The organism is Cupriavidus sp. 291-E7 (assembly GCF_057798835.1).
On record NZ_JBYOJV010000013.1, the window covers coordinates 93396 to 120376 of the forward strand.

A 26981-nucleotide genomic window follows, 5' to 3' on the forward strand; every position below is an offset into this window, starting at 1 on the left:
CCGATGAGTGCTCCCCTCCCGCGCGGTGGGAGGGGGAGAACATCCAAAGCCAAACCAAGACCAAACTCAGCCCAGGAAATCCTCGATCAGTCTGGCCACCACCTGCGGCTGGTCGTGGTGCAGCATGTGGCCGGCGTCGTCGACAAACACCTCGCGGAAATCCGGAAAGGCGCGGAAGCGCTCCTTGAATTCCTCGATGCTTTGCTTGTGCGCAATGTGTGCCAGCGTGGGCGAGTTACGCGCTTCCACGTGCAGCACCGGCGACGCGACCTTTGCCCAGATCGCCATGATCTCGTCGATGCGGTACAGCGTGGGGTTGGTCATCTTATGCGCGGCATCGCCGAGGATTTCCCATCGTCCGGCGTCATTGCGGCGCGACCAGTGCGCGGCCAGGAATGCCGCGCGCTCGTCCGGCAGGCGCGGGTTGGTCTTCTGCAGCCGCGCCGCCACTGCCGCCTGGCTGTCGTAGGTCTTCAGCTCGGGCTGCGCGCGCAGTTCGTCGAGCCAGCGCGCCAGCCGGCCCGGCGCCTGCTCGGGTCGCGTACGTGTCAGGCCGAATCCCTCCAGGTCCACCACGCGCCGCACGCGCTCGGGCCGCACGCCCGCGTAGATGCAGACCACGTTCGCACCCATGCTATGCCCCACCAGATCGACCTGCCCCTCGGGCTGGTAGTGGTCGAGCAGCGCTTCGAGGTCGGCCACGTAATCGGGGAACCAGTACGAGCGGGTGCCCGGATATTCCGTCGGATAGTCGGATTCGCCAAAGCCGCGCCAGTCCATCGCAATGACGTGCCAGTCACGCTCGAACGCGTCGACGAGGAACTGGAACGATGCCGCCACGTCCATCCAGCCATGCAGCATGAACAGCTTCGGGGCGCCGGGTTGTCCCCAGTGGCGCACGTGCGTGCGCAGGCCGCGCAGCGTGATAAATTCGGAGCGCGAAGTTTCCGTGATGGTCATGGTGTCTACCCTCTGTGCCCGGGTCTTCTGATGCGTGCGCGGCCAATGACCACGCGGCAGCCCGGATAAAAATAGAACGATCGTTCGATTGCTGGATTATAGCCAAACGGCTAGCCGGTGCGAGCGAGAACATTGGAGACAACTGCATGACCGCCTTGCCGGCCACGCGCCGTGACGACTATCACGCGCTGCACGACTCGTTCCACTGGAATGTGCCCGAATTCTTCAACCTGGCCGAGGTCTGCTGCGGCCGCTGGGCACGCGACCCCGCCACGGCAAACCGCATCGCCGCCCATACCGAGCATGAAGATGGCCGGCGCGCGTCGTACACCTACGCCCATATCCAGGCCGAAGCCAACCGTCTGTCGCGCGCGTTGCGCGAACTGGGCGTCCAGCGCGGCGACCGCGTCGCCATCGTCATGCCCCAGCGCATCGAGACCGTCGTCGCGGGCATGGCCGTGTACCAGTTGGGTGCCATCGCCATGCCGCTGTCGATGCTGTTCGGCCCCGAGGCCCTGTCATATCGCATCGACCACAGCGAAACGCGCGTGGCCATTGCGGACGAAACATCGATCGACAACCTGCTGGCCGCCCGCCCCGACTGCCCGACGCTGAAAACCATCATCGGCGCCGGCCAGGCCACCGGCCGCGGCGACCTGGACTGGGACACGCTGCTGGCCGCGCAAATACCCGAGTTCACGGCCGAACAGACCAAGGCCGACGAAGCGGCGGTGCTGATCTACACCAGCGGCACCACGGGTCCGCCCAAGGGCGCGCTGATTCCGCACCGCGCGCTGATCGGCAACCTGACCGGTTTTGTCTGCTCGCAGAACTGGTATCCGAATGACGACGACGTGTTCTGGAGTCCCGCCGACTGGGCCTGGACCGGCGGTCTGTGGGATGCGCTGATGCCCGCGCTGTACTTCGGCAAGCCCATCGTCGGCTACCAGGGCCGTTTTACGGCCGACCGCGCATTCGAACTGCTGGAGCGCTACGGCGTGACCAATACGTTCCTGTTCCCGACCGCGCTCAAGCAGATGATGAAGGCTTGCCCTGCGCCATCGGAAAAATACGATCTGAAGCTGCGCGCCATCATGAGCGCGGGCGAGGCCGTGGGCGAAACGGTGTTCACGTGGTGCCGCGACGCATTGGGCGTGATCGTCAATGAAATGTTCGGCCAGACCGAGATCAACTATATCGTCGGCAACTGCACTGCCCAGTACGACGACAACCACCTGGGCTGGCCCGCGAGGCCAGGGTCGATGGGGCGCCCCTACCCCGGCCACCGCGTCGCCGTGATCGACGACGAGGGCCGCCCGTGCGCCGCCGGGGAGGATGGCGAAGTGGCCGTCTGCGCCACCGATATCCACGGACATCCCGACCCGGTGTTCTTCCTCGGCTACTGGAAGAACGAGGCCGCCACGGCTGGCAAGTATTCCGAGCACGAGGGTCTGCGCTGGTGCCGCACCGGCGACCTCGCACGCATCGATGCCGATGGCTATCTCTGGTACCAGGGCCGTGCCGACGACGTGTTCAAGTCGTCGGGCTATCGCATCGGGCCAAGCGAGATCGAGAACTGCCTGCTCAAGCATCCCGCCGTATCGAACTGCGCGGTCGTGCCGTCGCCGGACCCCGAGCGCGGCGCCATCGTCAAGGCGTTCATCGTGCTGACGCCCGCCGTGGCCCGGTCGTTCGACAACGACGCGGCGTTGATCGCGGAATTGCAGCAGCATGTGCGCGGCCAGCTGGCGCCGTACGAATACCCGAAGGCAATCGAGTTCATCGACCAGCTGCCGATGACCACCACGGGCAAGATCCAGCGCCGCGTGCTGCGGCTGATGGAGCAGGAACGCGCGCAGCAGCAGGCCGGAAACCCGGCGAACTAGCCCGCCGAGGCTTCCAGCCAGGCCAGTTCATCCTCGTCGAATCCGGCCGCGCGCCGGGCATCGAGGTTGAACGGGCCGCGCAGCTTCGGTGCCTTGTATTGCTCGGCCAGCTGCGCGTAGGTGGCCACTGGTTCGAGTCCGCGCTGCGTGCAGAGCCAGCGGTACCAGCGGTTGCCGATGGCGACGTGACCCACTTCGTCGCGCAGGATGATGTCGATGATCGCGGCGGCGGCTTCATCGCCGGCTTCGGCCAGCTTGGCCCGCACCGGCGGCGATGCGTCGAGTCCGCGCGCTTCCAGCGTGCGCGGCACCAGCGCCATGCGTGCGAGCACGTCGGCCGACGTCTTGTCGGTCATCTCCCACAGGCTGTTGTGCGCCGGAAAGTCGCCATACGTGGCGCCCAGCGTTTCAAGGTGATCGGCCAGCAGCGTGAAATGGTAGGCCTCTTCATCGGCCACGCGCAGCCAGTCGCGGTAGTAGTCGGCGGGCAGGCCCGGAAAGCGCCAGACGGCGTCCAGCGCCAGATTGATGGCGTTGAACTCGATGTGGCACAGCGCATGAATCATGTTCGCGCGGCCGGCGGTGGTATGGATCGACCGGCGGCGCTCCACGCGCATCGGCGGCACCAGTTCGGGCCGCGCCGGACGGCCCGGCACCGCCCCCGGCTCCGCCACAAGGACTTCATCGACATCGACTACCGTATTCGTACCGGCCTGCAGCGCGGCAAACAATGCCCGTGCCGCGCCGGCCTTGGCGCGGGCATCGGTCATGCAAAGCACGTCGAGTGCGATGCGGCGTGCAGAAAGTGGCGCTTCAGCGATGTCGGCGCGTGCGATCACTGGCATAGGCGTAAAATTCGGGAAGCCGCCATTGTAGAGCCTCGCCGGTGCAGTACCGCGCCAGAACCGGCTCTTTTAATCCGCGCGGCCATCCCCAATTACGCACATTCAGCAGGAGACCTCATGGCGCTTTACCAGCTCGGCGATACCGCCCCGTCCATTCACGAGGATGCCTATGTGGCGGCGGAAGCCACCATTATCGGCAACGTGACGCTCAAGGCGCGTGCCAGCGCCTGGCCGGGCGTGGTGATCCGTGGCGACAACGAGCCGATCGTCGTGGGCGAAGACACCAACATCCAGGAAGGCTCGGTGCTGCATACCGACCCGGGCCGCCCGCTTACGCTGGGCGACAAGGTGTCCGTGGGTCACCAGGCCATGCTGCATGGCTGCACCGTGGGCGAAGGCTCGCTGATCGGCATCCAGGCCGTGGTGCTCAATGGTGCGGTGATCGGCAAGGAATGCCTGGTCGGCGCGGGTGCCGTGATCACCGAAAACAAGGTGTTTCCGGACCGCTCGCTGATCCTGGGCGCGCCCGCCAAGGTGGTGCGCGAACTGACCGATGCCGACGTGGCCAACCTCTATCGCAACGCCGAAACGTATGCGAAGCGCCAGGCCGTGTACAAGACACAACTCAAGCGTATCGGCTGACCACAGCCGGAACGCGACTTAACCGCTAGACAAACAGAACCGTGACCGCTTCCTCGAATCCCGATACGCTCCAGAAATTCCTGTTCGACGCCGCCCCTGTGCGCGGCGAACTGGTCCGCATGGAGGCCACCTGGCAAGAGGTGTTGAATCGCCACACCTACCCCCTGCCGGTACGCCGCGTGCTGGGCGAGATGATGGCGGCCGCGGCGCTGCTGTCGGCCAATCTCAAGTTCAATGGCGCGCTGGTCATGCAACTGCATGGCGATGGCCCGGTGCGCATGCTGGTGGTGGAATGCCTGTCCGACCTGTCGATGCGCGCGACGGCCAAGATCGCCGAAGATGCCGAGATTGCTGACGACGCCACGCTGAAGCAGCTTGTGAACGTGCACGGCAAGGGCCGCTTCGCCATCACGCTCGACCCGCAGGACAAGCTGCCGGGCCAGCAGCCCTACCAGGGCATCGTGCCGCTGGCCGACGAACATGGCCCGCTGGCGTCGATGACCGAGGTGCTGGAACATTACATGCAAGCGTCCGAGCAGCTCGACACGCGTCTGTGGCTGGCGTCGAATGACCAGGTGGCGGCCGGCATGCTGCTGCAGAAACTGCCGGCATACGGCGGCACGGCCGGCGCGCAGATTGGCGAAACCGGTGCGGCGCTGACCGACGAAGGCCAGGCGCAGGACCTGGACACCTGGGATCGCGCCTGCCAGCTGGGCGCTACGCTGAAGGAAGACGAACTGCTGGCGGAAACGCCGGACACGCTGCTGCGCCGACTGTTCTGGGAAGAACTTCAGAATGCCGGCCTGCGGGTATTCGAGCCGATGACGCCGCATTTCCAGTGCTCGTGCTCGCGCGACAAGGTGGCTGGCATGCTGCAAACGCTGGGCCAGGATGAAATCGAAAGCATCATCGCCGAGCGCGGCGAGGTGGAAATCCACTGCGACTTCTGTGGCCAGCGCTATGCGTTCGACCCGGTGGATGCCGCCCAGCTGTTCACGGCCCCGGTGGCCACGGGCGCGGGCGAAGGCGCGAAGCAGCAGCACTGAGGGTTGGCCCCGCTTACCGTGCGGAACCACACGCACGGGTGACTGGGTCCAATGGCATGCTTGAAGTCGTTCGAACGGAGTCCGACATGACAGCGACCATTCGTTCCGGATCACCCCCCGTCCTGGCCGGCGCCCTGGCGCTGGCAGCCCTGCTTGCCGGCTGTGCGGCGCCGGTGCCGCGCAATGTCGACGGCGTGCCGGCCACGGCGCGGCTTCCCGCCGACACCATCCCGCCAGCCCAGATCAGCGAAGGCGAACGTCAGCGGCTGGGCGCGCTGAACAAGCAGATCCTTCAGGAACAGGCCGCCGTGATGGTCAACCAGCAGTCCGCGGCCGCATGGAGCCGCGCGTCGTATGCGCCGAACACCAGCTTCAGCCTGTTCTACAACGGCTGGGGCGGCGGTGGCTGGGGAGGTGGCGTGGGTGTCGGCTTCCCAGGGTATGGCTGGGGAGGCTACCCGTACGGCGGCTGGTGGTAAGCGACGACGGGTAATAGATGTGTGGCGGCAGGGTCGAGGCCAGGATTCACTTTTCCTGGCGTCTTTCTATCCTGGCGTCTTTCAGTGTCCGCCCCGGCCTGCCACGGAATTGGCTGGCGGCGGTAGCGGCGGTGTGGCGCTGACCTTCGGCGCCGGGGCCACGAACTGCACGAAGACTTCATCGTCCTTGACCATGCCCAGTTCGTAGCGGGCACGCTCCTCGATGGCGCCCGTGCCATCCTGCAGGTCTTTCACTTCCCCTTCCAGTTTGGCATTGCGCAGCTTCAAGCCTTGATTGTGCGTGGCTTGTTCATTGACCTGGCGATTCAGGTCCCAAACGCGCAGCCAGCCTCCCTTGCCCAGCCAAAGCGGGTACTGAATGGCCAGCAACAGCACGAACAGCAGCAGGGAAATCAGGCGCATCGGGGCAAAAGGCGCAATGGGAAGGCGTGACCGGAGGTTTCCGATGGGCACCAATGATCCATCAAGCGGCCGCAGATTGCAAAACAAAAGACGCTACAAAGCGCAACAACGGTGCGCGTAACGCCCGGCATCGGCACAATCACCACAGATTCAACAAAAAAACGCCGCTCCGGCAGACCGGTAGCGGCGTTTTCTTTTGGCTTGCGGACGGACTGGCCGCCCGCACGCTCAAGGCATCAGCGCAGGTTGTAGAACGCGCTCTTGCCCGGGTACGTAGCGATATCGCCCAGATCTTCCTCGATGCGGATCAGCTGGTTGTACTTGGCGATACGGTCCGAACGCGACAGCGAGCCGGTCTTGATCTGGCCAGCGTTGGTACCAACGGCGATGTCGGCGATCGTGCTGTCCTCGGTCTCACCCGAACGGTGCGAGATCACGGCGGTGTAGCCGGCGCGCTTGGCCATCTCGATGGCGGCGAACGTCTCGGTCAGCGTACCAATCTGGTTGATCTTGATCAGGATCGAGTTGCCGATGCCCTTCTCGATGCCTTCCTTCAGGATCTTGGTGTTGGTCACGAACAGGTCGTCACCCACCAGCTGCACACGCTTGCCGAGCTTGTCGGTCAGCGTCTTCCAGCCTTCCCAGTCGCCCTCGGCCATGCCGTCCTCGATCGACACGATCGGGAACTTGTCGCACAAGTTGGCCAGGTAGTCGGCGAATTGCGTCGACGACAGCTTCAGGCCTTCGCCTTCCAGCGAATAGACGTCTTCGGCTTCGTGGTAGAACTCGCTGGCGGCACAGTCCAGCGCCAGCAGCACGTCCTCGCCAACCTTGTAGCCGGCCTTCTCGACGGCCTGCACGATCGTGTTCAGGCACTCTTCGTTCGACGAGAAGTTCGGCGCGAAGCCGCCTTCGTCGCCAACGGCCGTCGACATGCCCTTGTCGGCCAGGATCTTCTTCAGTGCGTGGAACACTTCGGCGCCGCAACGCAGCGCTTCACGGAAGCTGGTCTGCGACACGGGCATGATCATGAATTCCTGGATGTCCAGGCTGTTGTTGGCGTGCGCGCCACCGTTGACGATGTTCATCATCGGCACCGGCATCTGCATCGCGCCCGAACCGCCGAAGTAGCGGTACAGCGGCAGGCCAGCCTCTTCGGCAGCGGCCTTGGCCACGGCCATCGACACGGCCAGCATGGCATTGGCGCCCAGACGGCCCTTGTTCTCGGTGCCATCGAGTTCGATCAGCGTGCGGTCCAGGAACGCCTGCTCGGACGCGTCCAGGCCCATGATCGCTTCGGAGATTTCGGTGTTGATGTGCTCGACGGCCTTCAGCACGCCCTTGCCCAGGTAGCGCGACTTGTCGCCGTCACGCAGTTCGATGGCTTCGCGCGAGCCGGTCGATGCACCCGACGGCACGGCGGCACGGCCCATCACGCCCGACTCCAGCAGCACGTCGCACTCGACAGTGGGATTGCCGCGCGAGTCCAGCACCTCGCGACCGATGATATCTACGATTGCACTCATATTTCCTCTCAGGACTGTTGAATCTTCGTGAATCTTCTACGTGCCAGATGACGGGTGGAAGTCTCAGACGCCTTCCACGACGATCATGTTCATCTTTGCCGCATGCTTGCGGGATTGGCGGGCCGCCAGGTATTCCTCGCTGTCGTAGAAAGCCTTCGCGGCTTCGAAGCTCTGGAATTTCAGCACGACCACCCGCGTCGGTGCCCATTCCCCTTCGAGCTGCTCGGTCTTGCCGCCGCGCACCAGCACTTCCGCACCGTGCGCCTGCATGGCCCGGCTGGAAAGCACCTTGTACTGCTCGTATTGCTGGGGATCCGTCACGTCGACGTACGCGATGATAAGGCCGGCGGCCATACGCTATCTCCGAATCTTTTGTATTGTCTTTCGATACCGGCGCGTCGATGTTGATCCTAATGACTCACCGCGCCCGGAAGCGACACCGCCCGCGACAGGCGCGGGCGGCGGGTATTACGGGCCAAGTCAGGCGCAGGCCGGCCAGCCGAAGTTGTCTTCCAGGAAGCCGGCGCGCTTGACCAGGGTATCCAGGTCCTTCAGCACAGCCAGCAGTTCCTTCATGCGCGACAGCGGCACCGCGTTCGGGCCATCCGACATGGCCTTGCTCGGGTCCGGATGGGTTTCCATGAACAAACCCGCCACACCCGTGGCCACGGCGGCACGCGACAGCACCGGCACAAACTCGCGCTGACCGCCCGAGCTGGTGCCCTGCCCGCCCGGCAACTGCACCGAGTGAGTGGCGTCGAACACCACCGGGGCACCGGTCTCGCGCATGATCGCCAGCGAGCGCATGTCCGATACCAGGTTGTTGTAGCCAAACGAGACACCACGCTCGCAGGCCATGAAAACGTCATCGGGCAGGCCAGCATCGCGCGCGGCGTCGCGGGCCTTGTCGATCACGTTCTTCATGTCGTGCGGCGCCAGAAACTGGCCCTTCTTGATGTTCACCGGGCGGCCGCTCTGGGCGCACGCACGGATGAAATCAGTCTGGCGGCACAGGAATGCCGGCGTCTGCAGCACGTCTACCACGGCGGCGACGGGCTTGATCTCGTCGATCTCGTGGATGTCGGTCAGCACGGGCACGCCGATCTCGCGCTTCACGGTGGACAGGATCTCCAGACCCTTTTCCATGCCGAGACCACGGAACGACTTGCCCGACGAACGGTTGGCCTTGTCGAACGACGACTTGTAGATGAACGGGATGCCCAGCTCACGGGTGATTTCCTTGAGCTGGCCAGCCGTGTCCAGTGCCATCTGCTCGGACTCGATGACACAAGGCCCGGCGATCAGGAAGAACGGCTTGTCGAGGCCGACATCGAATCCACACAGTTTCATGGCTTTCTCTCCTTCGTCGCGCGAGTTCAGGCGCCCTTGCGTTGCTGCGAGGCCAGCGCGGCTTGCACGTAGGCCTTGAACAGCGGATGGCCATCGCGCGGCGTCGAGGTGAATTCCGGGTGGAACTGCACGCCGACGAACCACGGGTGCATCGACTCGGGCAGCTCCATCATTTCCGGCAGGTTCTCGGTCGGGGTACGGGCCGAAATCACCATGCCAGCCTTTTCGAGCTGCGGCACGTAGTGATTGTTGACTTCGTAACGATGGCGGTGACGCTCGTTGACTTCGGCGCCGTAGATCTGCGCGGCCTTCGTGCCTGCCTGGATCGGCACGCGTTGCGCGCCCAGGCGCATCGTGCCACCGAGGTCGGACTCAGCCGAACGCTGTTCCACCTTGCCCTCGCGGTCTAGCCACTCGGTGATCAGCGCGACCACCGGGTGCTCGGTCTCGAGGTTGAACTCGGTCGAGTTGGCGTCGTTCATGCTCGCCACATGACGGGCGAATTCGATCACGGCCAGCTGCATGCCCAGGCAGATGCCCAGGTACGGTACCTTGTTCTCGCGGGCGTACTGGATCGCGCGGATCTTGCCTTCCGTGCCGCGCTTGCCGAAACCGCCCGGCACCAGGATGGCATCCAGCGGCTGCAGCACTTCGAGGTGACCCGATTCCAGCTCTTCGGAATCGATGTACTCGATGTTGACGCGCGTGGCCGTATGCATGCCAGCGTGGCGCAGCGCCTCGATCAGCGACTTGTACGACTCGGTCAGGTCGACGTACTTGCCAACCATGCCGATCTTGATCTCGTGCTCGGGGTTTTCCTGCGCGTTGACCAGCTTCTGCCACATCGACAGGTCGGCCGGCTTCGGATCCAGGCGCAGTTCCTCGCAGATCAGGCGGTCCAGGCCCTGCTCGTTGAGCATCTGCGGGATCTTGTAGATGCTGTCGGCATCCCACACCGAAATCACGGCGTCCTGCGGGATATTGGCGAACAGCGAAATCTTGGCGCGCTCATCGTCCGGGATCGGACGGTCGGCGCGGCACAGCAGCGCCGTCGGCGAGATGCCGATTTCACGGAGCTTCTGCACCGAGTGCTGGGTAGGCTTGGTCTTCAGCTCGCCGGCGCTGGCGATGAACGGCACCAGCGTCAGGTGCACGAACGCGCAATGGTTGCGGCCCAGGCGCAGGCTCATCTGACGTGCGGCTTCCAGGAACGGCAGCGATTCGATGTCACCCACGGTGCCGCCGATTTCCACCAGCGCCACGTCGGCCTTGCCGTCGTGCGAGGCGGCCGCGCCACGTTCCACGAACGCCTGGATCTCGTTGGTGATATGGGGAATCACCTGCACGGTCTTGCCCAGGTATTCGCCGCGGCGTTCCTTGCGGATCACCGACTCATAGATCTGGCCAGTCGTGAAGTTGTTCGACTTGCGCATCTTGGCCGACACGAAGCGTTCGTAGTGGCCGAGATCGAGGTCGGTTTCAGCGCCATCCTCGGTCACGAACACCTCTCCATGCTGGAAAGGGCTCATCGTGCCGGGGTCGACGTTGATGTAGGGATCAAGCTTGAGGAGGGTGACTTTGAGGCCGCGCGACTCGAGAATGGCCGCGAGCGAAGCAGCAGCGATGCCCTTGCCGAGAGAAGAGACGACGCCACCGGTGACGAAGACGAATTTGGTCATAAACCGAGCTTGCCGGGGAAATTGGGATTATACATGAGACCCCGTCCGCCGCCGACCCGGAATTTGTGACAGCGGCGAGTCCGCAATGCCCGCCCGAACCGCTGCGGCGCATGCGCCGCTCCGCCCCTATTGTCCGGCCTGGCGCATCTGCCCGATCAGTTCGCGCACCACGTCCGCGGTCTCCAGCGGGCGCTCCATCGGATAGAGATGGCCGCCTTCCACGTAGCGCAGGTGGTCACCCACGAGCTTGCGCGTGGCGCCCAGGCCCACCTGCCGCACCTCGCGCGATTTCGTACCGGCGACAAATCCGACCGGCACCGGCGCGCCACGTGCCACGCGCCGGCCCAGGCTGGTTGGCAGCGTCCGATAGATCCGGTATTCCACATCACGGTCAAAGCGCAGGCGGCGCTCCGCTGCCCGGCCGGTGGGTTCGGTGCCGTGCTCGGTGTAGTCGCGCAGCACGTCGGGGTCCCAAACCTGGAAATTGCGCTTGGCCTGGAAGTGGGTCCATACCGATTCGGCATCGGGCCAGTGCGTCCGGCGCTTCTTGGTCACCGCCGCCGGACTCGGCTTTTCGTCCAGCCCCAACACCTGGGATGCCCGCAGCAGCGAAGCTCGCCAGCCGGCGATGATCGGCGAATCGAGCATCACCACGCCCCGCACGCGCTGCGGATTGCGCAACGCCGCCATCAGCGACAGGAATCCACCGAGCGAATGCCCGACGAGCCAGACCTTGCGGGAGTCGGCGCCGTCGCGCCCTGCCCGGTCAATCTCGCGCAGCAGTTCTTCCACCAGGTTCGGCCACTCCCGCGTGACCGGAAATTTCGGGTCATGGCCGTAGCGTTCGACGGCGCGAATCTCGAATGCTTCCTCCAGCGCGCCGAATAGCTTGCGATAGGTCGGCACCGGAAATCCGTTGGCATGGGAGAACAGCAGGATGTCGCGCATGGAGCGGGGGCAGGGAAAATGAAGTCGCCGCAGAGTGTACTGCGGCGCAACGCCCGTTCGGCGCGCCGACGTCGCCTCGGGCGTAGGTAAATCCTTCTACCTGTCGCGCCGTGCCCGCACCGGCTGGCCCCAGCGGTCGGCCTCGTCGCGCGCCAGCGGAAACTCGGCGGGCTGGGCGGCATCCCATTCCGGGTTGCAGATCTCGCCGAACACCTGGCGCAGGCGCTGCCCCCAGGTATCGCGGATCATGCGGAAGTAGGCGTTCTTTTCGTCGATATTGACGAATCGCGTCACGCGCAGCGAATCGGCCTCGTACACCAGCAGGTCCAGCGGCAGGCCTACCGAAATGTTCGACTTCAGCGTCGAATCCATCGATATCAGCGCGCACTTGGCGGCCTCGCCCAATGGCAGCGATGGCGACACCACGCGGTCGATGATCGGCTTGCCATACTTGGCCTCGCCGATCTGGAAATAACAGTTCTCCGGCGTGGCCTCGACGAAATTGCCCGCGGCGTAGATATTGAACAGTCGTTGGCGTTCGCCGCGAATCTGGCCGCCGAAGATCATGCTCACATTGAAGTCGATGCCGGCCTCGCGCATCGCGTGGGCGTCGCGCTTGTGCACGGCGCGCACCGCATCGCCAACGATCGAGGCGGCCTCGAACATGTCACGGGCCGTCCACAGCGAGCGCTTCTCGTCGCGCCCTTCGGCCAGCAACTGGCGCACCGACTGGCTGATCGCCAGGTTACCGGCAGTCATCAGCACCAGCACACGGTCGCCGGCCTCTTCGAACACGGTCATCTTGCGCGCGGTGGAAATGGCATCCACGCCTGCATTGGTTCGGGAATCGGACAGGAATACCAGGCCGGCATCCAGCCGCATGGCTACGCAGTACGTCATGTTGTGTGTTTTGGGCGACGGCAAGACTGCATTCTAGCCGGTCGGGAATGGGGAGAACGCTCGAAAATGCTGGCCATTTTCTCCCCACTTCGCCATGCGGGCGAGGGGAGAAAGCCATCAGGTCGCGGGCGTGATCGAGATATCGACTTCAAGGGTCTCGCCAGCGCCGCCTTCGAGAATGCCCCGAATCGGTGCAGCCGACGCGTAGTCGCGCCCCACGGCAAGCCGTACATGGCGCGCGTCTGTCACACATCGGTGCGTCACGTCGATACTGCACCAGAGTCCCTGGCCAGCGTCGAGGCAGACATCGGCCCAGGCGTGGCTGGCCAGCGCCGTTGCGGCGGGATCGTAGAAGTAGCCACTGACATAACGGGCCGGAATGCCAAGCGCGCGGCACGCCGCCACCATCACCTGAGCCTGGTCCTGGCAGACGCCGCTGCCCTTCTGGAAGGCTTCGGCGGCGGATGTGCCGACATCGGTCGTATTGGCCTTGTAGCGGACACGGTCGGCAATGCCGCCTGCCAGCGCCAGCAACGCGGGGGCGTCATGCCCCACGGCCAGATATGGCGCGGCGAACGCCTGCATGTCGGCGGGCGCGTGGGTAAGCGGCGTGCCCGCCATGAAATAAAGCGGCGACACACGCGACTCGCCCGCTTCGGGCGCATCGACGAACGCGTGATGCCCGGCGCCCTCGCCTGCCTTCACTTCCACTTCTCCCGTGGCGGTGATGGCGATGGTACGGGCCGGGCCGGCCATAGTGAAGTTGTGCACGATGTTGCCGAAGCCGTCGCGTGCCTCCGACAGATTGCCGGGCGCGGACAACTGCCAGGTCTCGACCGATTGCAGCGGCCCCGAACGCGGTGCCAGACGCAGCTCATGCACGCTGCGGCGCACCGCTTCGGTGTATCGGTAGACGGTCTTGTGGTGGATCCTGTATTTCACGATGCGTATCGCGCACACGGCACATGTACCTGCCAGACATCACGCACCCGGCACATGATGCGCCGGGCACATATGGAACATCGTCAGGCGGCCTGCAGCGGCACGAGGAAATCCCGGCTGATGCCATTGCCGAGATCGCCGATGCGCTCCAGGAAGCTGGTCAGGTACGCGTGCAGCCCGACGGCGAAAATGTCGTCGATGCGCGCGTATTTAAGGTCGGCGTGAAGTTTACCAGCCTGCCGCTCGGTCTCGGACGATTGCTGGTTCGACACCAGCGCCAGGATCGCCACCACTTCGTCCATGCTCGACACCAGCGAGCGCGGCATGTCCGGCCGCAGGATCAGCAGCTCGGCCACGCGCTGCGGCGTGATCACGGCGCGGTAGATCTTGCGGTAGACCTCGAAGCCCGACACCGAACGCAGTACCGCCGCCCAGTGGTAGAAATCGTTCTGCTCGCGGTTCGGATCACTGTCGTCCCGGCCCGACGCCTGGAACTTGACGTCCAGAATCCGCGCCGTGTTGTCCGCGCGCTCCAGGAACGTGCCCAGCCGCATGAAGTGGAAGGCATCGTCCTTGAGCATCGTGCCGAATTGCACGCCGCGCGCCAGGTGCGAGCGGAACTTGACCCATTCGAAGAAGCGCGACGGATCTTCGCGCAGCTCGCCATCGGCGATGATGCGCTGCACGTCCAGCCACGTGGTGTTGATGGTTTCCCAGACCTCGGTCGTCAGCGACCCGCGCACCGCCCGCGCGTTCTCGCGCGCCGCGCGCAGGCAGCTCATGATCGACGACGGATTGGTCATGTCGCGCACCATGAAGTCGATGACGTCGTCACGGTGCAGCAGGCCGTACTTGTGGTCGTAGGCCTGGGTCAGTTCGGAGATATCGAGCATCGCCCACCAGCCCTGCTCGGCCACTTCGGCCGATTGCGGCAGCAGCGAGGTCTGGTAGTTGACGTCGAGCATGCGCGCGGTGTTTTCCGCGCGCTCGGTGTAGCGGGCCATCCAGAACAGGTGGTCGGCGGTACGGCTCAGCATGATGGGGTCTCCCGGCGATCAGTATGTTCGGCTTCAGCGTTCCAGCACCCAGGTGTCCTTGGTGCCGCCGCCCTGCGAGGAATTCACCACCAGCGACCCCTCGCGCAATGCCACGCGCGTCAGGCCGCCCGGCACCATGCGCACCTCCTTGCCCGACAGCACGAACGGCCGCAGATCGATATGGCGAGGCGCGATGCCGGACTCCACATACGTCGGGCAGGTGGACAAGGCCAGCGTGGGCTGCGCGATGTACTGCTCCGGGCGAGCCTTCACGACTTCGCGGAACTGGTCGATTTCGGCCTTGGTCGCGGCCGGCCCTACCAGCATGCCGTAGCCACCGGCGCCATGCGTTTCCTTGACCACGAGGTCGGCCATATGGTCCAGCACGTACTGCAGGTCGTCCGGACGCCGGCACATGTACGTGGGCACGTTCGACAGGATGGCTTCTTCGCCCAGGTAGAACCGGATCATGTCCGGCACGTAGGGGTAGATTGACTTGTCATCGGCCACGCCGGTGCCGATTGCATTGCAGATCGTCACGTTGCCGGCGCGATAGACCGACAGCAAGCCCGCCGCACCGAGCGTGGAGTCTGGCCGGAACACGAGCGGGTCCAGGAAGTCGTCGTCCACGCGGCGGTAGATCACGTCGATGCGCTGCGGCCCCTGCGTGGTGCGCATGTACAGATGGTCGTCGTCGACGAACAGGTCGCTGCCTTCGACCAGTTCCACGCCCATCTGCTGGGCCAGGAACGCGTGCTCGAAGTAGGCCGAGTTGTACATGCCCGGCGTGAGTACCACCACGGTGGGATCGGCAATGTTCTGTGGCGACACGCTGCGCAGCATGTCGAGCAGCAGATCGGGATAGTGAGCCACCGGCGCCACGCGGTTGCGTGCGAACAGGTCCGGAAACAACCGCATCATCATCTTGCGGTTTTCCAGCATGTACGACACGCCCGACGGCACGCGCAGGTTGTCTTCCAGCACGTAGAACTCACCCTCGCCGGCACGCACCACGTCGATACCGGCCACGTGCGCGTAGATATCGCGCGGCACGTCGACGCCAAGCATCTCGGGACGGTACTGGGCGTTGTTGTAGATCTGGTCGGGCGGGATCACGCCGGCGCGGATGATGTCCTGCCCGTGATAGATATCGTGGATAAACCGGTTCAGCGCGGCCACGCGCTGGCGCAGGCCGCGCTCGAGCGTCGCCCATTCGCTGGCCGGGAACACGCGCGGTATCACGTCGAACGGGATGGTCCGCTCGGTGCCGCTATTGGACTCATCCTTGTCGCCATAGACGGCAAAGGTGATGCCCACGCGCCGGAAGATCAGGTCCGCCTCCGCGCGCTTGTTGTCCATCGTCGCCACGGACTGCCGCCCCAGCCAGTCCGCAAAGCCCCGGTAGTGGGGCCGAACCGCCCCTGACGGCAAAACCTGCCCGGCCTCGATGGCCGTCAGTGTGCCGTCCTCTCGCCCTTCCAGCATCTCGTCGAAAAACCGCGCCGCCATGATGGCCGCTCCTTCGTGGATGTGGGCGCCTGCCGCGGGTGCCGTGCCGCCTGACTACTCCCCGGCTTGCTGCATGGCAACACCGCCGGCCGCCCGTTTATCGATGCCTCGTCGAGTCGACGCTTTGAAGCATATCCGTACCACCAAATCCCGCAAGGGGTTGCATGCACGAGACATGCGCCGGTACGCGAAAACGGATTAGCAAGATGCTTGCCAGGCCCTGGGGCATGCCTGGCTTTCTGGTGCCCCCTACCGGGCGGCCTTTCCGCAGGAAACCGACTCCGGCGGGCATTTGGCCAGGATGTCCTCCACCAGCGCTTCCGGCGGGCGGCGGATATCGAGCACCAGCGCGTCTCGCGGTTCTTCCAGCGTATCGAACTGACTTTGCAGCAGCGCCGGATTGAAGAAGTGGTCCGACCGGACCGACAGCCGGCTGCCGATCGTGGCGGCATCGCCCTTCATGAACACGAACGTCACGCCGCCATCGGGCGGGCTCAGGCGGTCGCGGTAGATCTGGCGCAGCGCCGAGCAGGTGAAAACATGCGTACGCCCTTCGGCGCGGGCGGTGTCGATGGCCGAGCGCATGGCGTCCAGCCAAGGCCAGCGGTCTTCGTCGGTCAGCGGCACGCCGGCGTGCATCTTGGCCTTGTTGGCCTCGCTGTGGAAGCTGTCGGCGTCATGGAAGCCACAGTGCAATTGCTGCGCCAGCAGTTGGCCCACGGTGGTCTTGCCGCTGCCGGAAACGCCCATCAGGATATAGATCATGTCTGCTCCATCGAACATGGTATCGGGTGGTATTGCCACCCTTGTCGGTAGCCGCCGCCCACGCCCGGCGTGGCACGGCGGTGCCCCGGCATGAAGATGCCGGGGAATACGAAAATGTCTGAGTAAGCCGGAGTCCTGACGCCGCCTATTGTGCGACGGCGGCGCGCGTTTGGACAGCCGCAGCCGCATCGGCCTCGGACAGGTCGAGCGCGCTACCGCCCTCCTCGGCGATGCGTGCGTGGCGCCGGAACAGGCCAAACAGGCCCCGGCCCATGCTGAAGTTGGCGAAATCATCAACCGGCGCGGGCGTCGGCGTGCGCGCCGCGAACCCGGCCTGCGCGGCGGCGTCTCCCACCAGCTCCAGCGTGCCCGCCACGGCATCGACGCGAATGATGTCGCCATCACGCACGCGCGCCAGCGGCCCGCCAACCAGCGCCTCGGGACCCACATGGATCACGGCCGGCACCTTGCCCGACGCGCCGGACATCCGCCCATCGGTGACCAGCGCCACCTTGTGGCCGGCGTCCTGCAGCGCGCCCAGCGCCGGCGTCAGGCGATGCAGTTCGGGCATGCCGTTGGCATTCGGCCCCTGGAAACGCACCACCGCCACCACGTCGCGATTGAGTTCGTCCGCTTCGAAAGCGGCTTGCAGCGCCTCCTGCGTATCGAATACACGGGCCGGGGCTTGCACCACACGATGCTCGTCGGTAACCGCGGATACCTTGATCACGCCGCGACCGAGGTTGCCGGCCATCAGGCGCAGGCCACCTTCGGCCGAGAACGGCGCCGAGGCCGGCGCCAGCACCGCTGCATCGCCACTCGTTGTCGGACCCTCGCGCCAGCGCAATGCGCCATCGGTCATCACCGGCTCCTCGGTATAGCGAGCCAGGCCGCGCCCCATCACAGTGTTGACGTCCTCGTGCAGCAGGCCGGCATCGAGCAGTTGCGCGATCACGTAGGCCACGCCACCAGCCGCATGGAAGTGATTCACATCGGCAGAGCCATTCGGATAGACGCGCGCCAGCAGCGGCGTTACGGCCGAGAGCTGGTCGAAGTCGTTCCAGTCGATGATGATGCCGGCGGCACGCGCCATTGCCACCAGGTGAATCGTGTGGTTCGTCGAGCCGCCCGTGGCCAGCAGGCCCACCATCGCGTTGACGATGGCGCGCTCGTCGACGATTCGCGCCAGCGGCGTGTATTCGTGCCCGCGCGCAATCAGCGCCAGCGCACGCTGGGCAGCCGCCGTGGTCAGCGCATCGCGCAGACCACTGTCCGGGTGCACGAACGCCGAGCCTGGCATGTGCAGGCCCATGATTTCCATCAGGAACTGGTTGCTGTTGGCGGTGCCGTAGAACGTGCAGGTGCCGGCGCCGTGGTAGGCCGCGCATTCGGCCTCCAGCAGCGCATCGCGGCCGATCTGCCCCGTGGCGTAGAGCTGGCGCACGCGCGCCTTTTCCTTGTTCGACAGACCGGACGCCATCGGGCCGGCCGGCACGAAAACGATCGGCAGATGGCCGAACTGCAGCGCGCCCATCAGCAGGCCAGGCACGATCTTGTCGCAAACGCCCAGCATCAACGCCGCATCGAAGGTGTTGTGCGACAGCGCGATCGCCGTGCCCATCGCAATGGCATCGCGCGAAAACAGCGACAGTTCCATACCGGCATTGCCCTGCGTAATGCCGTCGCACATCGCCGGCACGCCACCCGCCACCTGCGCCACGGCACCGACGGCACGCGCGGCTTCGCGGATCACTGCCGGATAGCGCTCATAAGGCTGGTGCGCCGACAACATGTCGTTGTAGGCGGTGACGATGCCCAGGTTTGGCGCGTGTTCGACGCGAAGCTTCAGCTTGTCGTCAGCGGGCAGCGCGGCATAACCGTGCGCAAGGTTGGCGCACGACATACCGCGTAGCGGCCCCTGATCTTGCTGCGCGCGCTCGCAACGCGCCAGATAGGCGGCGCGGCTGGCGCGGCTGCGTTCAACGATGCGTTGCGTCACTGCCGAGATTTCGGCGCGGACATTGCCGTTGGCGGCTAGGGTCATGGCGAAATGAATCCTCGTGGGGCGATTCGCAGGGACCAAAAATGGCCTGCAAATCTGTAGATTTTCTACATTATAGCCACGCGCGGCACACGCCCGGAAGGCTTGCATCGGCGTGAATATGGCGTTATACGCGCAAATTCGGGTAAATCCTAAGGTTGAAACCGGGCAACACGACTGCGAATTCGTGGCCCGAATGTGTAGAATCTCTACAAAATTCCAGGACGGCGCTCCGCCAATCAGGCGCCCGCTTCGACGATACCCACGCACAGCATCCCGCACGACCCTCACCATGCGCGACAGAATTCTTGCCGTCTACGACACGCTACGCCCGTCCGAACGCCGGCTGGCCGACTATGTGGCCCGCCACGGCGCCAGCGTCATCAGACTGACCATGCCCGAGCTGGCGGAGCGCGCCGGCGTTTCCCAGCCGACCATCGCACGCTTCTGCGCCGCGCTTGGCTATGACGGCTTCAAGGAATTCAAGCTCCAGTTCGCCCAGAACGTCGGCGGCGGCACGCCGTTCGTCCACCAGGACGTGGAAGCCAGCGATCGCCCCGCCGATATCGCCGGCAAGGTGTTCGACCGCACCATCGCCACGCTGATGAGCGTGCGTAACGCACTGTCGGCCGACCAGATCGAGCACGCGATCCGCCTGCTGGCCAGTGCACGGCGCATCGAGTTCTACGGCTGCGGCAACTCGGGTATCGTCGCACTCGACATCCAGCACAAGTTCTTCCGCCTGGGCATTCCCACCACGGCCTACTCCGATTCGCACGTATTCAGCATGTCCGCCGCCCTGCTGCGGCCCGGTGACGTCGCCGTGCTGGTCTCCAACAGTGGCCGCACCTGGGACATGCTGGCTGCTGCCACCCTGGCACGCGGCAGCGGTGCCAGCGTGCTGGCACTGACCCATAGCGGCTCCCCGCTGGCCAAACTTGCCGACGTCTGCGTGTTTTCCGATGTCGAGGAAGACAGCGAGGTCTACACACCGATGACGTCGCGCATCTGCCATCTGGTACTGGGCGACGTACTGGCCGCCGGCGTGGCATTGGAGCGCGCGGATTCGGTGGCGGCCGGACTGCAGCGGGCCAAGGCCCATCTGCGCGAACGCCGCATCGCTGGCGCGGAACCGGCTCCCCTGGCCGCACAGACGGAAGAATCCGACGACGGCCCCGCAAAGTCCGCCGGCAAGCTCCCTGCCCGCACGACACCCAGGACCGAAACCCGGTCCAGCGCAAAATCGTCCGCAAAACGGGCCAAGGCAACGGCTCGCGCAAACTGAACCCTTCCCCTTAACGCGGCGCGGCCGGCGCGTCGCGCCAGTAGCGGCGATTGCGCTGCCGGTATGGCACCACCTCGAGACCGGCACCGTGCGTCACGATGGATACCGCACCAGTCTCGTCGGACCGATAGCGCGCAATGCCGGCTCGCTCGTACCGGCGCCAGACGTCCTCCCGGGGATGCCGGTAACGATTGGCAAATCCGAGCTGAAAGATGGCCACCGTCGGCTGCACGGCACGCAGGAACGACGTGTGGGATGACGTGGCGCTGCCATGATGTGGCACCAGCAATATGTCGGCGCGCAACTGGTCCGGCGGCACACGATCAATCAGGCCCAATTCCTCGCGCGCGCCGATATCGCCAGTCAACAGCAGACTGCGATGCGCGGTTGCCACGCGCAACACGCAACTTCGCGCATTGCTCGATAAGCGCGACTGCGACAGATCACCCCTTGAGGGATGAAGGATGTCGAATCGCACGCCGTCCCACTGCCAGCCGGTACCGGCGACGCATGGCTCCCACTGCTTGCCCGGCACCTCCAGCAGCTTGTGATCGGGTGGCGACGCGGTCAACATCGCACCAACCTGCACCGCTTGCGTGACATGCAGGACACCGCCAGCGTGATCGGCATCCTCGTGGCTGACCATCAACACGTCCAGTCTGCGCACGCCCTTGGCACGCAGGAAAGGCGCGATAACCTGGGCGCCTGCGCTGCTGCCCGAGACATGGGCAGGGCCGGCATCGTAAAGCAGCGCGTGGCGCCGCGTTTCCACGAGCACGGCCGTACCCTGCCCTACGTCAAGCGCGGTGATGCGCATTTCCCCTTCCCGCAGTGACGCGCGACCGGCCAGAAGCATCGGCAACATGAGCAGCCCGCCGGCCCAACGCGGTATTCGGCGCCCGGTCTCTTTGGACACGCCATGCCCGCGCACGCGCCTCCTCTCGCCCGTGGCAGGGCAAGCGGACGATGGCCGACGCGCGCAGTCACGCGGCATCAGCAGCAGCGTCACGCCAGCAATGGCCAACCCTGCCGCGATCCATCCGGGCTGCGCAGCCTCCCACACCGCCCACGATGGCGCAGCCAGCCAGGCAAGGCCGCGAACCAGCCACTCAAGCATGGTGTGCGCCAACCCAAGCAACAAACCTGCAACGCCGCCGGGCAAGACCGCCCCGACCAGCGCGAGCGGCGTCACCAACAGGCTGACGACGGGAATTGCCACCGCGTTGGCCAGGCTGGACACGACCGATACCTGCCCGAATAGCAGCAAGGTCAGCGGCACGAGTCCCACCGTCACGGCCCACTGCGCGCGCGCCGCATCCGCAAGCGTTGCCCCCGCACGCCGCATCCATCGCACGATGACCGAGGCGGCCTGATCCTGACCGCGATCACCCTCCTTGCGGGCATGGAAGAAAATCACGGCGACGGCGCCAAACGATAACCAGAATCCCGGCGACATCACGGCCCAGGGATCAATGGCCACGGCCACGCCCGCCGCCCATGCCAGCACCACCGACACCGGCGGCGATCGCCCGCTCCACAACGCCACCGCAGCGACGCTGAGCATCGTGACGGTGCGCAACGCGGGGATCTGCATTCCCGCGATCAACCCATAGCCAAGTGCTGTCAGCACCGCCACCACCAGCGCGGCCTTCTGCGTCGGCCAGACCAGCGGCAACGGCCGGCTCAAGATGCGGCCCATGCCAAACGAGCGGCGCCATAGTCCGCGCGCCAATGCCCCGGTGGCTCCCGCGATCATCGTGATGTGCAGGCCGGAAATACTGACGAGATGGGAGATACCGGTCCGTCGAAAGATCTCCCAGTCCGACACGCCGATGCCGCGCTGATCACCTATGACCAGCGCGATCAGCACGGACCCGTAGCGCGCATCGGCCGGCATGGCCGCACGCAACCGGTCGCGGAGTGCCGCACGCCACATCTCGATGCGGACGCCCCAGGGCACTGCGCCGCCATCACTGTCGCGCATGCCGTCCCGTACGTAGCCCGTCGCGTCGATGCCTTCCGCAAGCAACCAATAGGCGTAGTCGAAACCGTACGGATTGGCGAGTCCGCGCGGCCTGCGCAGGCGTACGGTCAGGCGATGGCGCTGGCCCGGCTGCAGCCGTTCGGCCGGCTCGCGCCATGTCAGCAACAGCGTTGACCCACGCGCAAGCGCGGCCGTCTCACCATCCGACCGCTCGACGTCAAATCGAAAGCGCGTGCCATGATCGGCCTCGTCGGGCAAGCCGGCGACGATGCCTTCGACAACAACATCGCGCCCCATCAATTCCGGTGGCAGCCATCGCTCCATGCGAAGCTCGGCTCGCCATGCCGCCCATCCGAAAGCGGTCAGCACCGCCAGTGCGATAGCAATACCCCAGCGCGCATTGCACCACCACGTTCGTCGCCCACGCAGCATCAGCGCGCCGATCAACACCGCCGCACTGCCCCACCCGATCCACCATGCGTGCGCGGATGGCAGCGCGGCCTGTTGCTGCCACAGCCAGCAGCCCGCCACGAATGCCAGCAGCAGCAACCGCATTTCGCCCCTCCAAACGCTTCACGAACGGGCGTAGTTGTACCGCGTCAGCACACGTCAAAACGTGTCCGAACGTTGTGTCGGCGTGTCAACTGGTTAAATCGGAGGGAAGGCGGACAGTACGATCAGCGCGGCGCCATGACGTCCGCGAACGCGGCCAGGCGTGGGAGCGCGGCCACCGAGTTGCGCCACATCGCGTCCGCCAGCTCACGTTCCGGCAGGCCGCGCAGCTCGGCCATCACGCGCGCCACGCCAGCCACCTCGCCAGGCGTATTGCGCGCCTTGTGCTGTTCGCCGAACTGGTCGTCGGACAGCCAGGCCGGGGCGATATCGGGCGCGTCGGTTTCAAGCACGATAGCTTCGATCGGAAGCTCGCTGGCCAGCCTGCGGATCTGCCTGGCGCGCGAAAACGTGACGTTGCCGCCGAAGCCGAGCTTCATGCCATGCTCGACGTAGCGGCGCGCCTGCTCATGGCTGCCGTTGAAGGCGTGCGCAATGCCCTGCCGCACACCCGCGCGCCGCAACCCGGCATAGACCTGGTCCTGCGACTTACGCACATGCAGCAGCACGGGCAGATCAAACTCGCGCGCAATCTTCAGTTGCTCGGTGTAGAGCCAGGTCTGGTGCGCGGCATCGAGACCCGGCACAAAGAAATCGAGGCCGATCTCGCCAATGGCAACCAGGCGCGGATCGTCGATCGACGCCGCCACCTGGCTACGCAGCGCATCGAGGTCTGCCTGCCCGGCGCCGGGCGTGCAAAGTGGATGGATGCCAAGCGCGTAGACGCAGTGCCGGTTGCCATGAGCCAGCCCCCGCACGGCGTCGAAATTGGACACGGCTACCGCCGGCAGCACGATGCCCGAAACCGCGGCAGCCGCCGCGGCCCCGATCACGCCGTCGCGGTCGGCATCGAACTCGCTGGCATCCAGATGGCAATGGGTATCGATCCACATAGGGTCGGGCCGGGTCAGCGTTCCTGGTGCAGGTGTCCGTCGCGCAGCCGGAAGACGCGGTCGCAGCGGCCGGCCAGATCCATGTCGTGCGTCACGATCACAAAGCTCGTGCCCAGCGTGCGCGACAGGTCGAGCATCAGGTCATAGACACCGCCGGCCGTATGGTCGTCGAGGTTGCCGGTAGGTTCATCGGCCAGCACGCAGGCCGGCTGCCCCACCAGCGCGCGCGCGACGGCCACGCGCTGGCGCTCGCCACCCGACAGCTCGCCAGGACGATGCTTGGAACGGCCGCCAAGCCCCACGCGCTCCAGCATCGCCTGGGCCGCTTCACGGGCCTGCGGTTCGCGGAGACCACGGATGCGCATTGGCATCGCCACGTTATCGAGCGCCGTGAACTCGGGCAGCAGATGATGAAACTGATAGACGAAGCCCAGCGCGCGATTGCGCACGACGTTGCGTTCCTTCTCGCGCAGCGCCGTGAACGGCTTGCCGAGTAGCGCCACGCGGCCCGCATCGGGATTGTCGAGGCCGCCCAGCACGTGGAGCAGCGTCGACTTGCCTGACCCCGATGCGCCCACGATGGCCACCTTCTCGCCCGCGTTGATGCGCACGTCCACGCCGCGCAGCACCTCCACGTCGAGCCCGCCCTGGCGGAAACGCTTGGTCAGACCTTCGGCCACCAGCACCGGCGACCCGCCGGTCTGGACCGCCGCCGCTGGCACTGCCGCGGCCTCCTGGATCAGCGTGGTATCACTCATAGCGCAGCGCCTCCGCCGGATTCACGCGCGCGGCGCGCCAGCTGGGATAGATCGTGGCCAGCGTCGCCAGCACGAAGGAAATGATGCCGATGGTGGCGATGTCGTTCACGCGGGGGTCCGAAGGCAATTCGCTGATGAAATAGATGTCCTTGGGCAGGAACTGCACGTGCAGCACACGTTCGATGAACGGCACGATCACGTCGATATTGGTCGCAATCAGCGTGCCGCCCAGCACGCCGAGCAACGTGCCGATGAAGCCGATGGCCACGCCCTGGACGATGAAGATCTTCATGATCGAGCGCGGCTGGGCGCCCATCGTCCGCAGGATGGCGATATCGGCCTGCTTGTCGGTCACGGTCATGACCAGCGTCGACACGAGGTTGAACGCCGCGACGGCGATGATGAGCGTCAGGATGATGAACATCATGCGCTTTTCGGTCTGCACCGCGGCAAACCAGTTCCGGTTCTGCTTCGACCAGTCACGCAGGTACAGGTCTCCGCTCATGGTGCCGGCCAGCTGCTGCGCCACCTGCGGGGCACGCTGCATGTCCTGCAGCTTGAGCCGCACGCCCGACGGACCGTTCTGGCGGAACAGCACCTCGGCGTCTTGCATGTTGACCAGCGCCAGCGCACTGTCGAACTCATAGTGCCCGGACGAAAAGATGCCGACCACGGTGAACTGCTTCAGTCGCGGCAGGATGCCTGCCGGCGTGATGGTGCCCTGCGGCGCCACCAGCGTGACCTTGTCGCCCACCCGCACGCCCAGCGCGTTGGCCAGTTCGTTGCCCAGTGCGATATCGAAGCCGCCCGGCACCAGCGCGTCCATGCTGCCGGACCGGAACTGGCTGCCGATATCGGACACCTTCGGCTCCTGGCTCGGGTCCACGCCACGCAGCAACACGCCGCGCACCGCGTCGTCGCGCGTCAGCATGGCCTGCGCGGACACATAAGGCGCGGCGCCCACCACTTCCTTGTTGCGCTCGGCCTCGGCGGCCGTCGTCTGCCAGTTCTGCAGCGGTGCCGCGCCGATGACCTCGATGTGCGACAGCACCGACAGCATGCGGTCGCGCACCTCTTTCTGGAAACCGTTCATGACGGACAGCACGACGATCAGCGCGGCCACGCCCAGCGCGATGCCAAGCATCGAGATCATCGAAATGAACGAAATGAACGTATTGCGGCTGGCGCGCTTGCTTGCGCGGGTATATCGCCAGCCGATCTGCCACTCGTAAGGAAAGTTCAAGAGGAATCCTGTTGTTCTGGAAACGCCTGGTTGCCCGGTTTTGCCGCCTGGGGTGGCGGAAAACTGGCGCCGGCCAGCCGGAAGTTTACAATCTTGGCAACCATGATGACGCACCTGACCCTGATTGTGCCTTTTTCCGTCCCGCCTGGCGCCGGCGACGACGCCACGGACGATGTCGTCCCTGGCGCGCTGCTGCGCCAGTTGGAGTTGCCCGCGCTCGGAAAGTTGCTGACGCGCGCCTCCCCGGGACCCCGCGAAACGCACGACGATCCCTATTTGCGCACGCTGCCGCAGGAACGCTGGCTGGCTGGCCGCGCTGGCCTGGACACCACGCAGGTGCCGACTGCGCCCTTTATGCGCCTGGCCGACCAGGCCGCCGCCGATCGCTCACCCGCCAGCCCGCAGGCCGAACCCGAGGCCGGCTGGGCCTGCCTGCAGCCGGTGCATATTCACGCCGCGCGCGACCATCTGGTGCTGATGCATCCGGACCAGCTCGGCATGCGTGCCGACGAGGCCGACGCACTGCGCGGCGCCGTTGCCGACCTGCTCGACGAAGCCGGCATCCGGCTCGACGCGCCCCACCCCGCCCGCTGGTATGTGCCCGCGGACGTCTTTGGCGTGCTGGAAGCCACCACGCCCGTGCGCGCCACCGGCCGCAATATCGATATCTGGATGCAGGCCGGACCGCGCGCACGCGACTGGCGCCGGCTGCAGAACGAGATTCAGATGACCTGGCACAGCCACCCGGTGAACGAAGCCCGCGAAGCCGACGGCCAGCTGCCGGTGAATTCGGTCTGGCTCCACGGTGGCGGCAAGGCCGGTGCCGTGCGCAAGCTGGCCGATACGGTGCTAGCCAACGATCCGTTCATGGCGGGCCTGGGGCTGGCCGGCGGCAGCCGGATTGGTGCGCCGCCGGCCCGCTTTGCCGACGTGCAAGGCGCCGACGGCAGCGTGATGGTCATGCTCGATGACGCGACCGAAGCCCATATCTCGTCCGATTGGGGTCTGTGGCTCGACCGCATGCACGCGCTGGACGCCGAGTGGTTCCAGCCCGTTCTGGATGCACTGACCGCCGGCCAGATCCAGGCCGTCACGCTGGTGCTGGGCGGGGAAAACCACTTTGCCGAATTCAAGGTCACGCGCGCCGACCTGCGCAAGTTCTGGCGCGGCATGGGCGCGCGCGGCGACTGGCGCGCGCTACTTTCGAACCTGGCCCTGGCCGCCTGAC

The 26981-nt window shown here is 65.5% G+C and carries 24 protein-coding genes; 6 read left to right on the forward strand and 18 right to left on the reverse strand.

Features of this window, described 5'->3' with window-relative positions:
* Positions 1 to 66: 66 nt before the first annotated feature.
* Positions 67 to 960, reverse strand: coding sequence for an alpha/beta fold hydrolase (locus AC3FLX_RS22180; RefSeq protein WP_488699471.1), 894 nt, complete (start codon positions 958 to 960; stop codon positions 67 to 69).
* Positions 961 to 1106: 146 nt separating this feature from the next.
* On the opposite strand from AC3FLX_RS22180, the gene AC3FLX_RS22185 reads away from it, so the two are divergent.
* Positions 1107 to 2846 carry an acetate--CoA ligase gene (locus AC3FLX_RS22185; RefSeq protein ID WP_488699472.1) on the forward strand — a complete coding sequence of 580 codons (1740 nt, stop codon included), beginning with the start codon at positions 1107 to 1109 and terminating at the stop codon, positions 2844 to 2846.
* Here the strand turns inward: AC3FLX_RS22185 and AC3FLX_RS22190 are convergent.
* The gene (locus AC3FLX_RS22190; protein WP_488699473.1) at positions 2843 to 3691 is read right to left on the reverse strand and encodes a ferritin-like domain-containing protein; all 849 of its coding nucleotides are present in this window, start codon (positions 3689 to 3691) and stop codon (positions 2843 to 2845) included. The genes AC3FLX_RS22185 and AC3FLX_RS22190 overlap by 4 nt on opposite strands.
* Before the next feature lie 117 nt (positions 3692 to 3808).
* On the opposite strand from AC3FLX_RS22190, the gene AC3FLX_RS22195 reads away from it, so the two are divergent.
* The 3 genes from AC3FLX_RS22195 to AC3FLX_RS22205 all read left to right on the forward strand — a co-directional run bounded on the left by AC3FLX_RS22195 (position 3809) and on the right by AC3FLX_RS22205 (position 5858).
* On the forward strand, positions 3809 to 4333 hold the full coding sequence (locus AC3FLX_RS22195; RefSeq protein WP_488699474.1) for a gamma carbonic anhydrase family protein: 525 nt from the start codon (positions 3809 to 3811) through the stop codon (positions 4331 to 4333).
* 41 nt (positions 4334 to 4374) lie between these two features.
* Entirely contained in the window at positions 4375 to 5379 is a 1005-nt protein-coding gene (hslO, locus tag AC3FLX_RS22200; protein ID WP_488699475.1) for an Hsp33 family molecular chaperone HslO, read from the forward strand.
* Positions 5380 to 5465: 86 nt separating this feature from the next.
* Complete coding sequence (locus AC3FLX_RS22205) at positions 5466 to 5858, forward strand: hypothetical protein (protein WP_488699476.1); 393 nt, start codon at positions 5466 to 5468, stop codon at positions 5856 to 5858.
* 81 nt (positions 5859 to 5939) lie between these two features.
* Here the strand turns inward: AC3FLX_RS22205 and ftsB are convergent, their stop codons facing one another.
* The 12 genes from ftsB to edd all read right to left on the reverse strand — a co-directional run bounded on the left by ftsB (position 5940) and on the right by edd (position 18981).
* Positions 5940 to 6281 carry a cell division protein FtsB gene (ftsB, locus tag AC3FLX_RS22210; RefSeq protein WP_488699477.1) on the reverse strand — a complete coding sequence of 114 codons (342 nt, stop codon included), beginning with the start codon at positions 6279 to 6281 and terminating at the stop codon, positions 5940 to 5942.
* 236 nt (positions 6282 to 6517) lie between these two features.
* Positions 6518 to 7807 (reverse strand): phosphopyruvate hydratase, encoded by a 1290-nt coding sequence (eno, locus tag AC3FLX_RS22215; protein ID WP_488699478.1) that lies wholly within the window; start codon positions 7805 to 7807, stop codon positions 6518 to 6520.
* A 63-nt stretch (positions 7808 to 7870) separates the two neighbouring features.
* Positions 7871 to 8161: a DUF1330 domain-containing protein gene (locus tag AC3FLX_RS22220; RefSeq protein ID WP_488699479.1), complete on the reverse strand. Its 291-nt coding sequence runs from the start codon at positions 8159 to 8161 to the stop codon at positions 7871 to 7873.
* A gap of 126 nt (positions 8162 to 8287) precedes the next feature.
* On the reverse strand, positions 8288 to 9157 hold the full coding sequence (kdsA, locus tag AC3FLX_RS22225; protein WP_488699480.1) for a 3-deoxy-8-phosphooctulonate synthase: 870 nt from the start codon (positions 9155 to 9157) through the stop codon (positions 8288 to 8290).
* 26 nt (positions 9158 to 9183) lie between these two features.
* Entirely contained in the window at positions 9184 to 10836 is a 1653-nt protein-coding gene (gene pyrG / locus AC3FLX_RS22230) for a CTP synthase (protein ID WP_488699481.1), read from the reverse strand.
* A 126-nt stretch (positions 10837 to 10962) separates the two neighbouring features.
* Positions 10963 to 11784 carry an alpha/beta fold hydrolase gene (locus tag AC3FLX_RS22235; protein ID WP_488699482.1) on the reverse strand — a complete coding sequence of 274 codons (822 nt, stop codon included), beginning with the start codon at positions 11782 to 11784 and terminating at the stop codon, positions 10963 to 10965.
* Positions 11785 to 11880: 96 nt separating this feature from the next.
* Positions 11881 to 12684, reverse strand: coding sequence for a proteasome-type protease (locus AC3FLX_RS22240; protein ID WP_488699483.1), 804 nt, complete (start codon positions 12682 to 12684; stop codon positions 11881 to 11883).
* Positions 12685 to 12801: 117 nt separating this feature from the next.
* Complete coding sequence (locus AC3FLX_RS22245; protein ID WP_488699484.1) at positions 12802 to 13626, reverse strand: transglutaminase family protein; 825 nt, start codon at positions 13624 to 13626, stop codon at positions 12802 to 12804.
* Positions 13627 to 13709: 83 nt separating this feature from the next.
* Positions 13710 to 14663 carry an alpha-E domain-containing protein gene (locus tag AC3FLX_RS22250; protein WP_488699485.1) on the reverse strand — a complete coding sequence of 318 codons (954 nt, stop codon included), beginning with the start codon at positions 14661 to 14663 and terminating at the stop codon, positions 13710 to 13712.
* 33 nt (positions 14664 to 14696) lie between these two features.
* Positions 14697 to 16172: a circularly permuted type 2 ATP-grasp protein gene (locus AC3FLX_RS22255; protein WP_488699486.1), complete on the reverse strand. Its 1476-nt coding sequence runs from the start codon at positions 16170 to 16172 to the stop codon at positions 14697 to 14699.
* A gap of 249 nt (positions 16173 to 16421) precedes the next feature.
* Entirely contained in the window at positions 16422 to 16937 is a 516-nt protein-coding gene (locus AC3FLX_RS22260; RefSeq protein ID WP_488699487.1) for a gluconokinase, read from the reverse strand.
* A 145-nt stretch (positions 16938 to 17082) separates the two neighbouring features.
* Positions 17083 to 18981 (reverse strand): phosphogluconate dehydratase, encoded by a 1899-nt coding sequence (gene edd / locus AC3FLX_RS22265; RefSeq protein ID WP_488699488.1) that lies wholly within the window; start codon positions 18979 to 18981, stop codon positions 17083 to 17085.
* A 289-nt stretch (positions 18982 to 19270) separates the two neighbouring features.
* On the opposite strand from edd, the gene AC3FLX_RS22270 reads away from it, so the two are divergent.
* A complete protein-coding gene (locus AC3FLX_RS22270; protein ID WP_488699489.1) occupies positions 19271 to 20263 on the forward strand; it encodes a MurR/RpiR family transcriptional regulator in 993 nt (330 codons plus the stop codon).
* A gap of 10 nt (positions 20264 to 20273) precedes the next feature.
* On the opposite strand, the gene AC3FLX_RS22275 is transcribed toward AC3FLX_RS22270, so the two are convergent.
* The 4 genes from AC3FLX_RS22275 to AC3FLX_RS22290 form a co-directional block, all read right to left on the reverse strand.
* Entirely contained in the window at positions 20274 to 22802 is a 2529-nt protein-coding gene (locus tag AC3FLX_RS22275; protein WP_488699490.1) for a ComEC/Rec2 family competence protein, read from the reverse strand.
* A gap of 122 nt (positions 22803 to 22924) precedes the next feature.
* Positions 22925 to 23752, reverse strand: a complete 828-nt coding sequence (locus AC3FLX_RS22280) for a TatD family hydrolase (RefSeq protein ID WP_488699491.1) — start codon at positions 23750 to 23752, stop codon at positions 22925 to 22927.
* A 14-nt stretch (positions 23753 to 23766) separates the two neighbouring features.
* A complete protein-coding gene (gene lolD, locus AC3FLX_RS22285; protein ID WP_488699492.1) occupies positions 23767 to 24510 on the reverse strand; it encodes a lipoprotein-releasing ABC transporter ATP-binding protein LolD in 744 nt (247 codons plus the stop codon).
* Complete coding sequence (locus AC3FLX_RS22290; RefSeq protein WP_488699493.1) at positions 24503 to 25753, reverse strand: lipoprotein-releasing ABC transporter permease subunit; 1251 nt, start codon at positions 25751 to 25753, stop codon at positions 24503 to 24505. Before AC3FLX_RS22290 ends, lolD begins: the two co-directional genes overlap by 8 nt.
* Before the next feature lie 102 nt (positions 25754 to 25855).
* Here AC3FLX_RS22290 and AC3FLX_RS22295 point away from each other — a divergent pair, with 102 nt between their 5' ends.
* On the forward strand, positions 25856 to 26980 hold the full coding sequence (locus AC3FLX_RS22295; protein WP_488699565.1) for a hypothetical protein: 1125 nt from the start codon (positions 25856 to 25858) through the stop codon (positions 26978 to 26980).
* Position 26981: the final 1 nt, after the last annotated feature.

Excerpts from the sequence above, each read along its gene's own strand:
- AC3FLX_RS22180 (WP_488699471.1), bottom strand. The coding sequence starts at position 960 with ATGACCATCACGGAAACTTCGCGCTCCGAATTTATCACGCTGCGCGGC.
- AC3FLX_RS22185 (WP_488699472.1), top strand. The coding sequence starts at position 1,107 with ATGACCGCCTTGCCGGCCACGCGCCGTGACGACTATCACGCGCTGCAC.
- AC3FLX_RS22190 (WP_488699473.1), bottom strand. The coding sequence starts at position 3,691 with ATGCCAGTGATCGCACGCGCCGACATCGCTGAAGCGCCACTTTCTGCA.
- AC3FLX_RS22195 (WP_488699474.1), top strand. The coding sequence starts at position 3,809 with ATGGCGCTTTACCAGCTCGGCGATACCGCCCCGTCCATTCACGAGGAT.
- AC3FLX_RS22205 (WP_488699476.1), top strand. The coding sequence starts at position 5,466 with ATGACAGCGACCATTCGTTCCGGATCACCCCCCGTCCTGGCCGGCGCC.
- ftsB (WP_488699477.1), bottom strand. The coding sequence starts at position 6,281 with ATGCGCCTGATTTCCCTGCTGCTGTTCGTGCTGTTGCTGGCCATTCAG.
- eno (WP_488699478.1), bottom strand. The coding sequence starts at position 7,807 with ATGAGTGCAATCGTAGATATCATCGGTCGCGAGGTGCTGGACTCGCGC.
- AC3FLX_RS22220 (WP_488699479.1), bottom strand. The coding sequence starts at position 8,161 with ATGGCCGCCGGCCTTATCATCGCGTACGTCGACGTGACGGATCCCCAG.
- kdsA (WP_488699480.1), bottom strand. The coding sequence starts at position 9,157 with ATGAAACTGTGTGGATTCGATGTCGGCCTCGACAAGCCGTTCTTCCTG.
- pyrG (WP_488699481.1), bottom strand. The coding sequence starts at position 10,836 with ATGACCAAATTCGTCTTCGTCACCGGTGGCGTCGTCTCTTCTCTCGGC.
- AC3FLX_RS22235 (WP_488699482.1), bottom strand. The coding sequence starts at position 11,784 with ATGCGCGACATCCTGCTGTTCTCCCATGCCAACGGATTTCCGGTGCCG.
- AC3FLX_RS22240 (WP_488699483.1), bottom strand. The coding sequence starts at position 12,684 with ATGACGTACTGCGTAGCCATGCGGCTGGATGCCGGCCTGGTATTCCTG.
- AC3FLX_RS22250 (WP_488699485.1), bottom strand. The coding sequence starts at position 14,663 with ATGCTGAGCCGTACCGCCGACCACCTGTTCTGGATGGCCCGCTACACC.
- AC3FLX_RS22255 (WP_488699486.1), bottom strand. The coding sequence starts at position 16,172 with ATGGCGGCGCGGTTTTTCGACGAGATGCTGGAAGGGCGAGAGGACGGC.
- AC3FLX_RS22260 (WP_488699487.1), bottom strand. The coding sequence starts at position 16,937 with ATGATCTATATCCTGATGGGCGTTTCCGGCAGCGGCAAGACCACCGTG.
- edd (WP_488699488.1), bottom strand. The coding sequence starts at position 18,981 with ATGACCCTAGCCGCCAACGGCAATGTCCGCGCCGAAATCTCGGCAGTG.
- AC3FLX_RS22270 (WP_488699489.1), top strand. The coding sequence starts at position 19,271 with ATGCGCGACAGAATTCTTGCCGTCTACGACACGCTACGCCCGTCCGAA.
- AC3FLX_RS22275 (WP_488699490.1), bottom strand. The coding sequence starts at position 22,802 with ATGCGGTTGCTGCTGCTGGCATTCGTGGCGGGCTGCTGGCTGTGGCAG.
- AC3FLX_RS22280 (WP_488699491.1), bottom strand. The coding sequence starts at position 23,752 with ATGTGGATCGATACCCATTGCCATCTGGATGCCAGCGAGTTCGATGCC.
- lolD (WP_488699492.1), bottom strand. The coding sequence starts at position 24,510 with ATGAGTGATACCACGCTGATCCAGGAGGCCGCGGCAGTGCCAGCGGCG.
- AC3FLX_RS22295 (WP_488699565.1), top strand. The coding sequence starts at position 25,856 with ATGATGACGCACCTGACCCTGATTGTGCCTTTTTCCGTCCCGCCTGGC.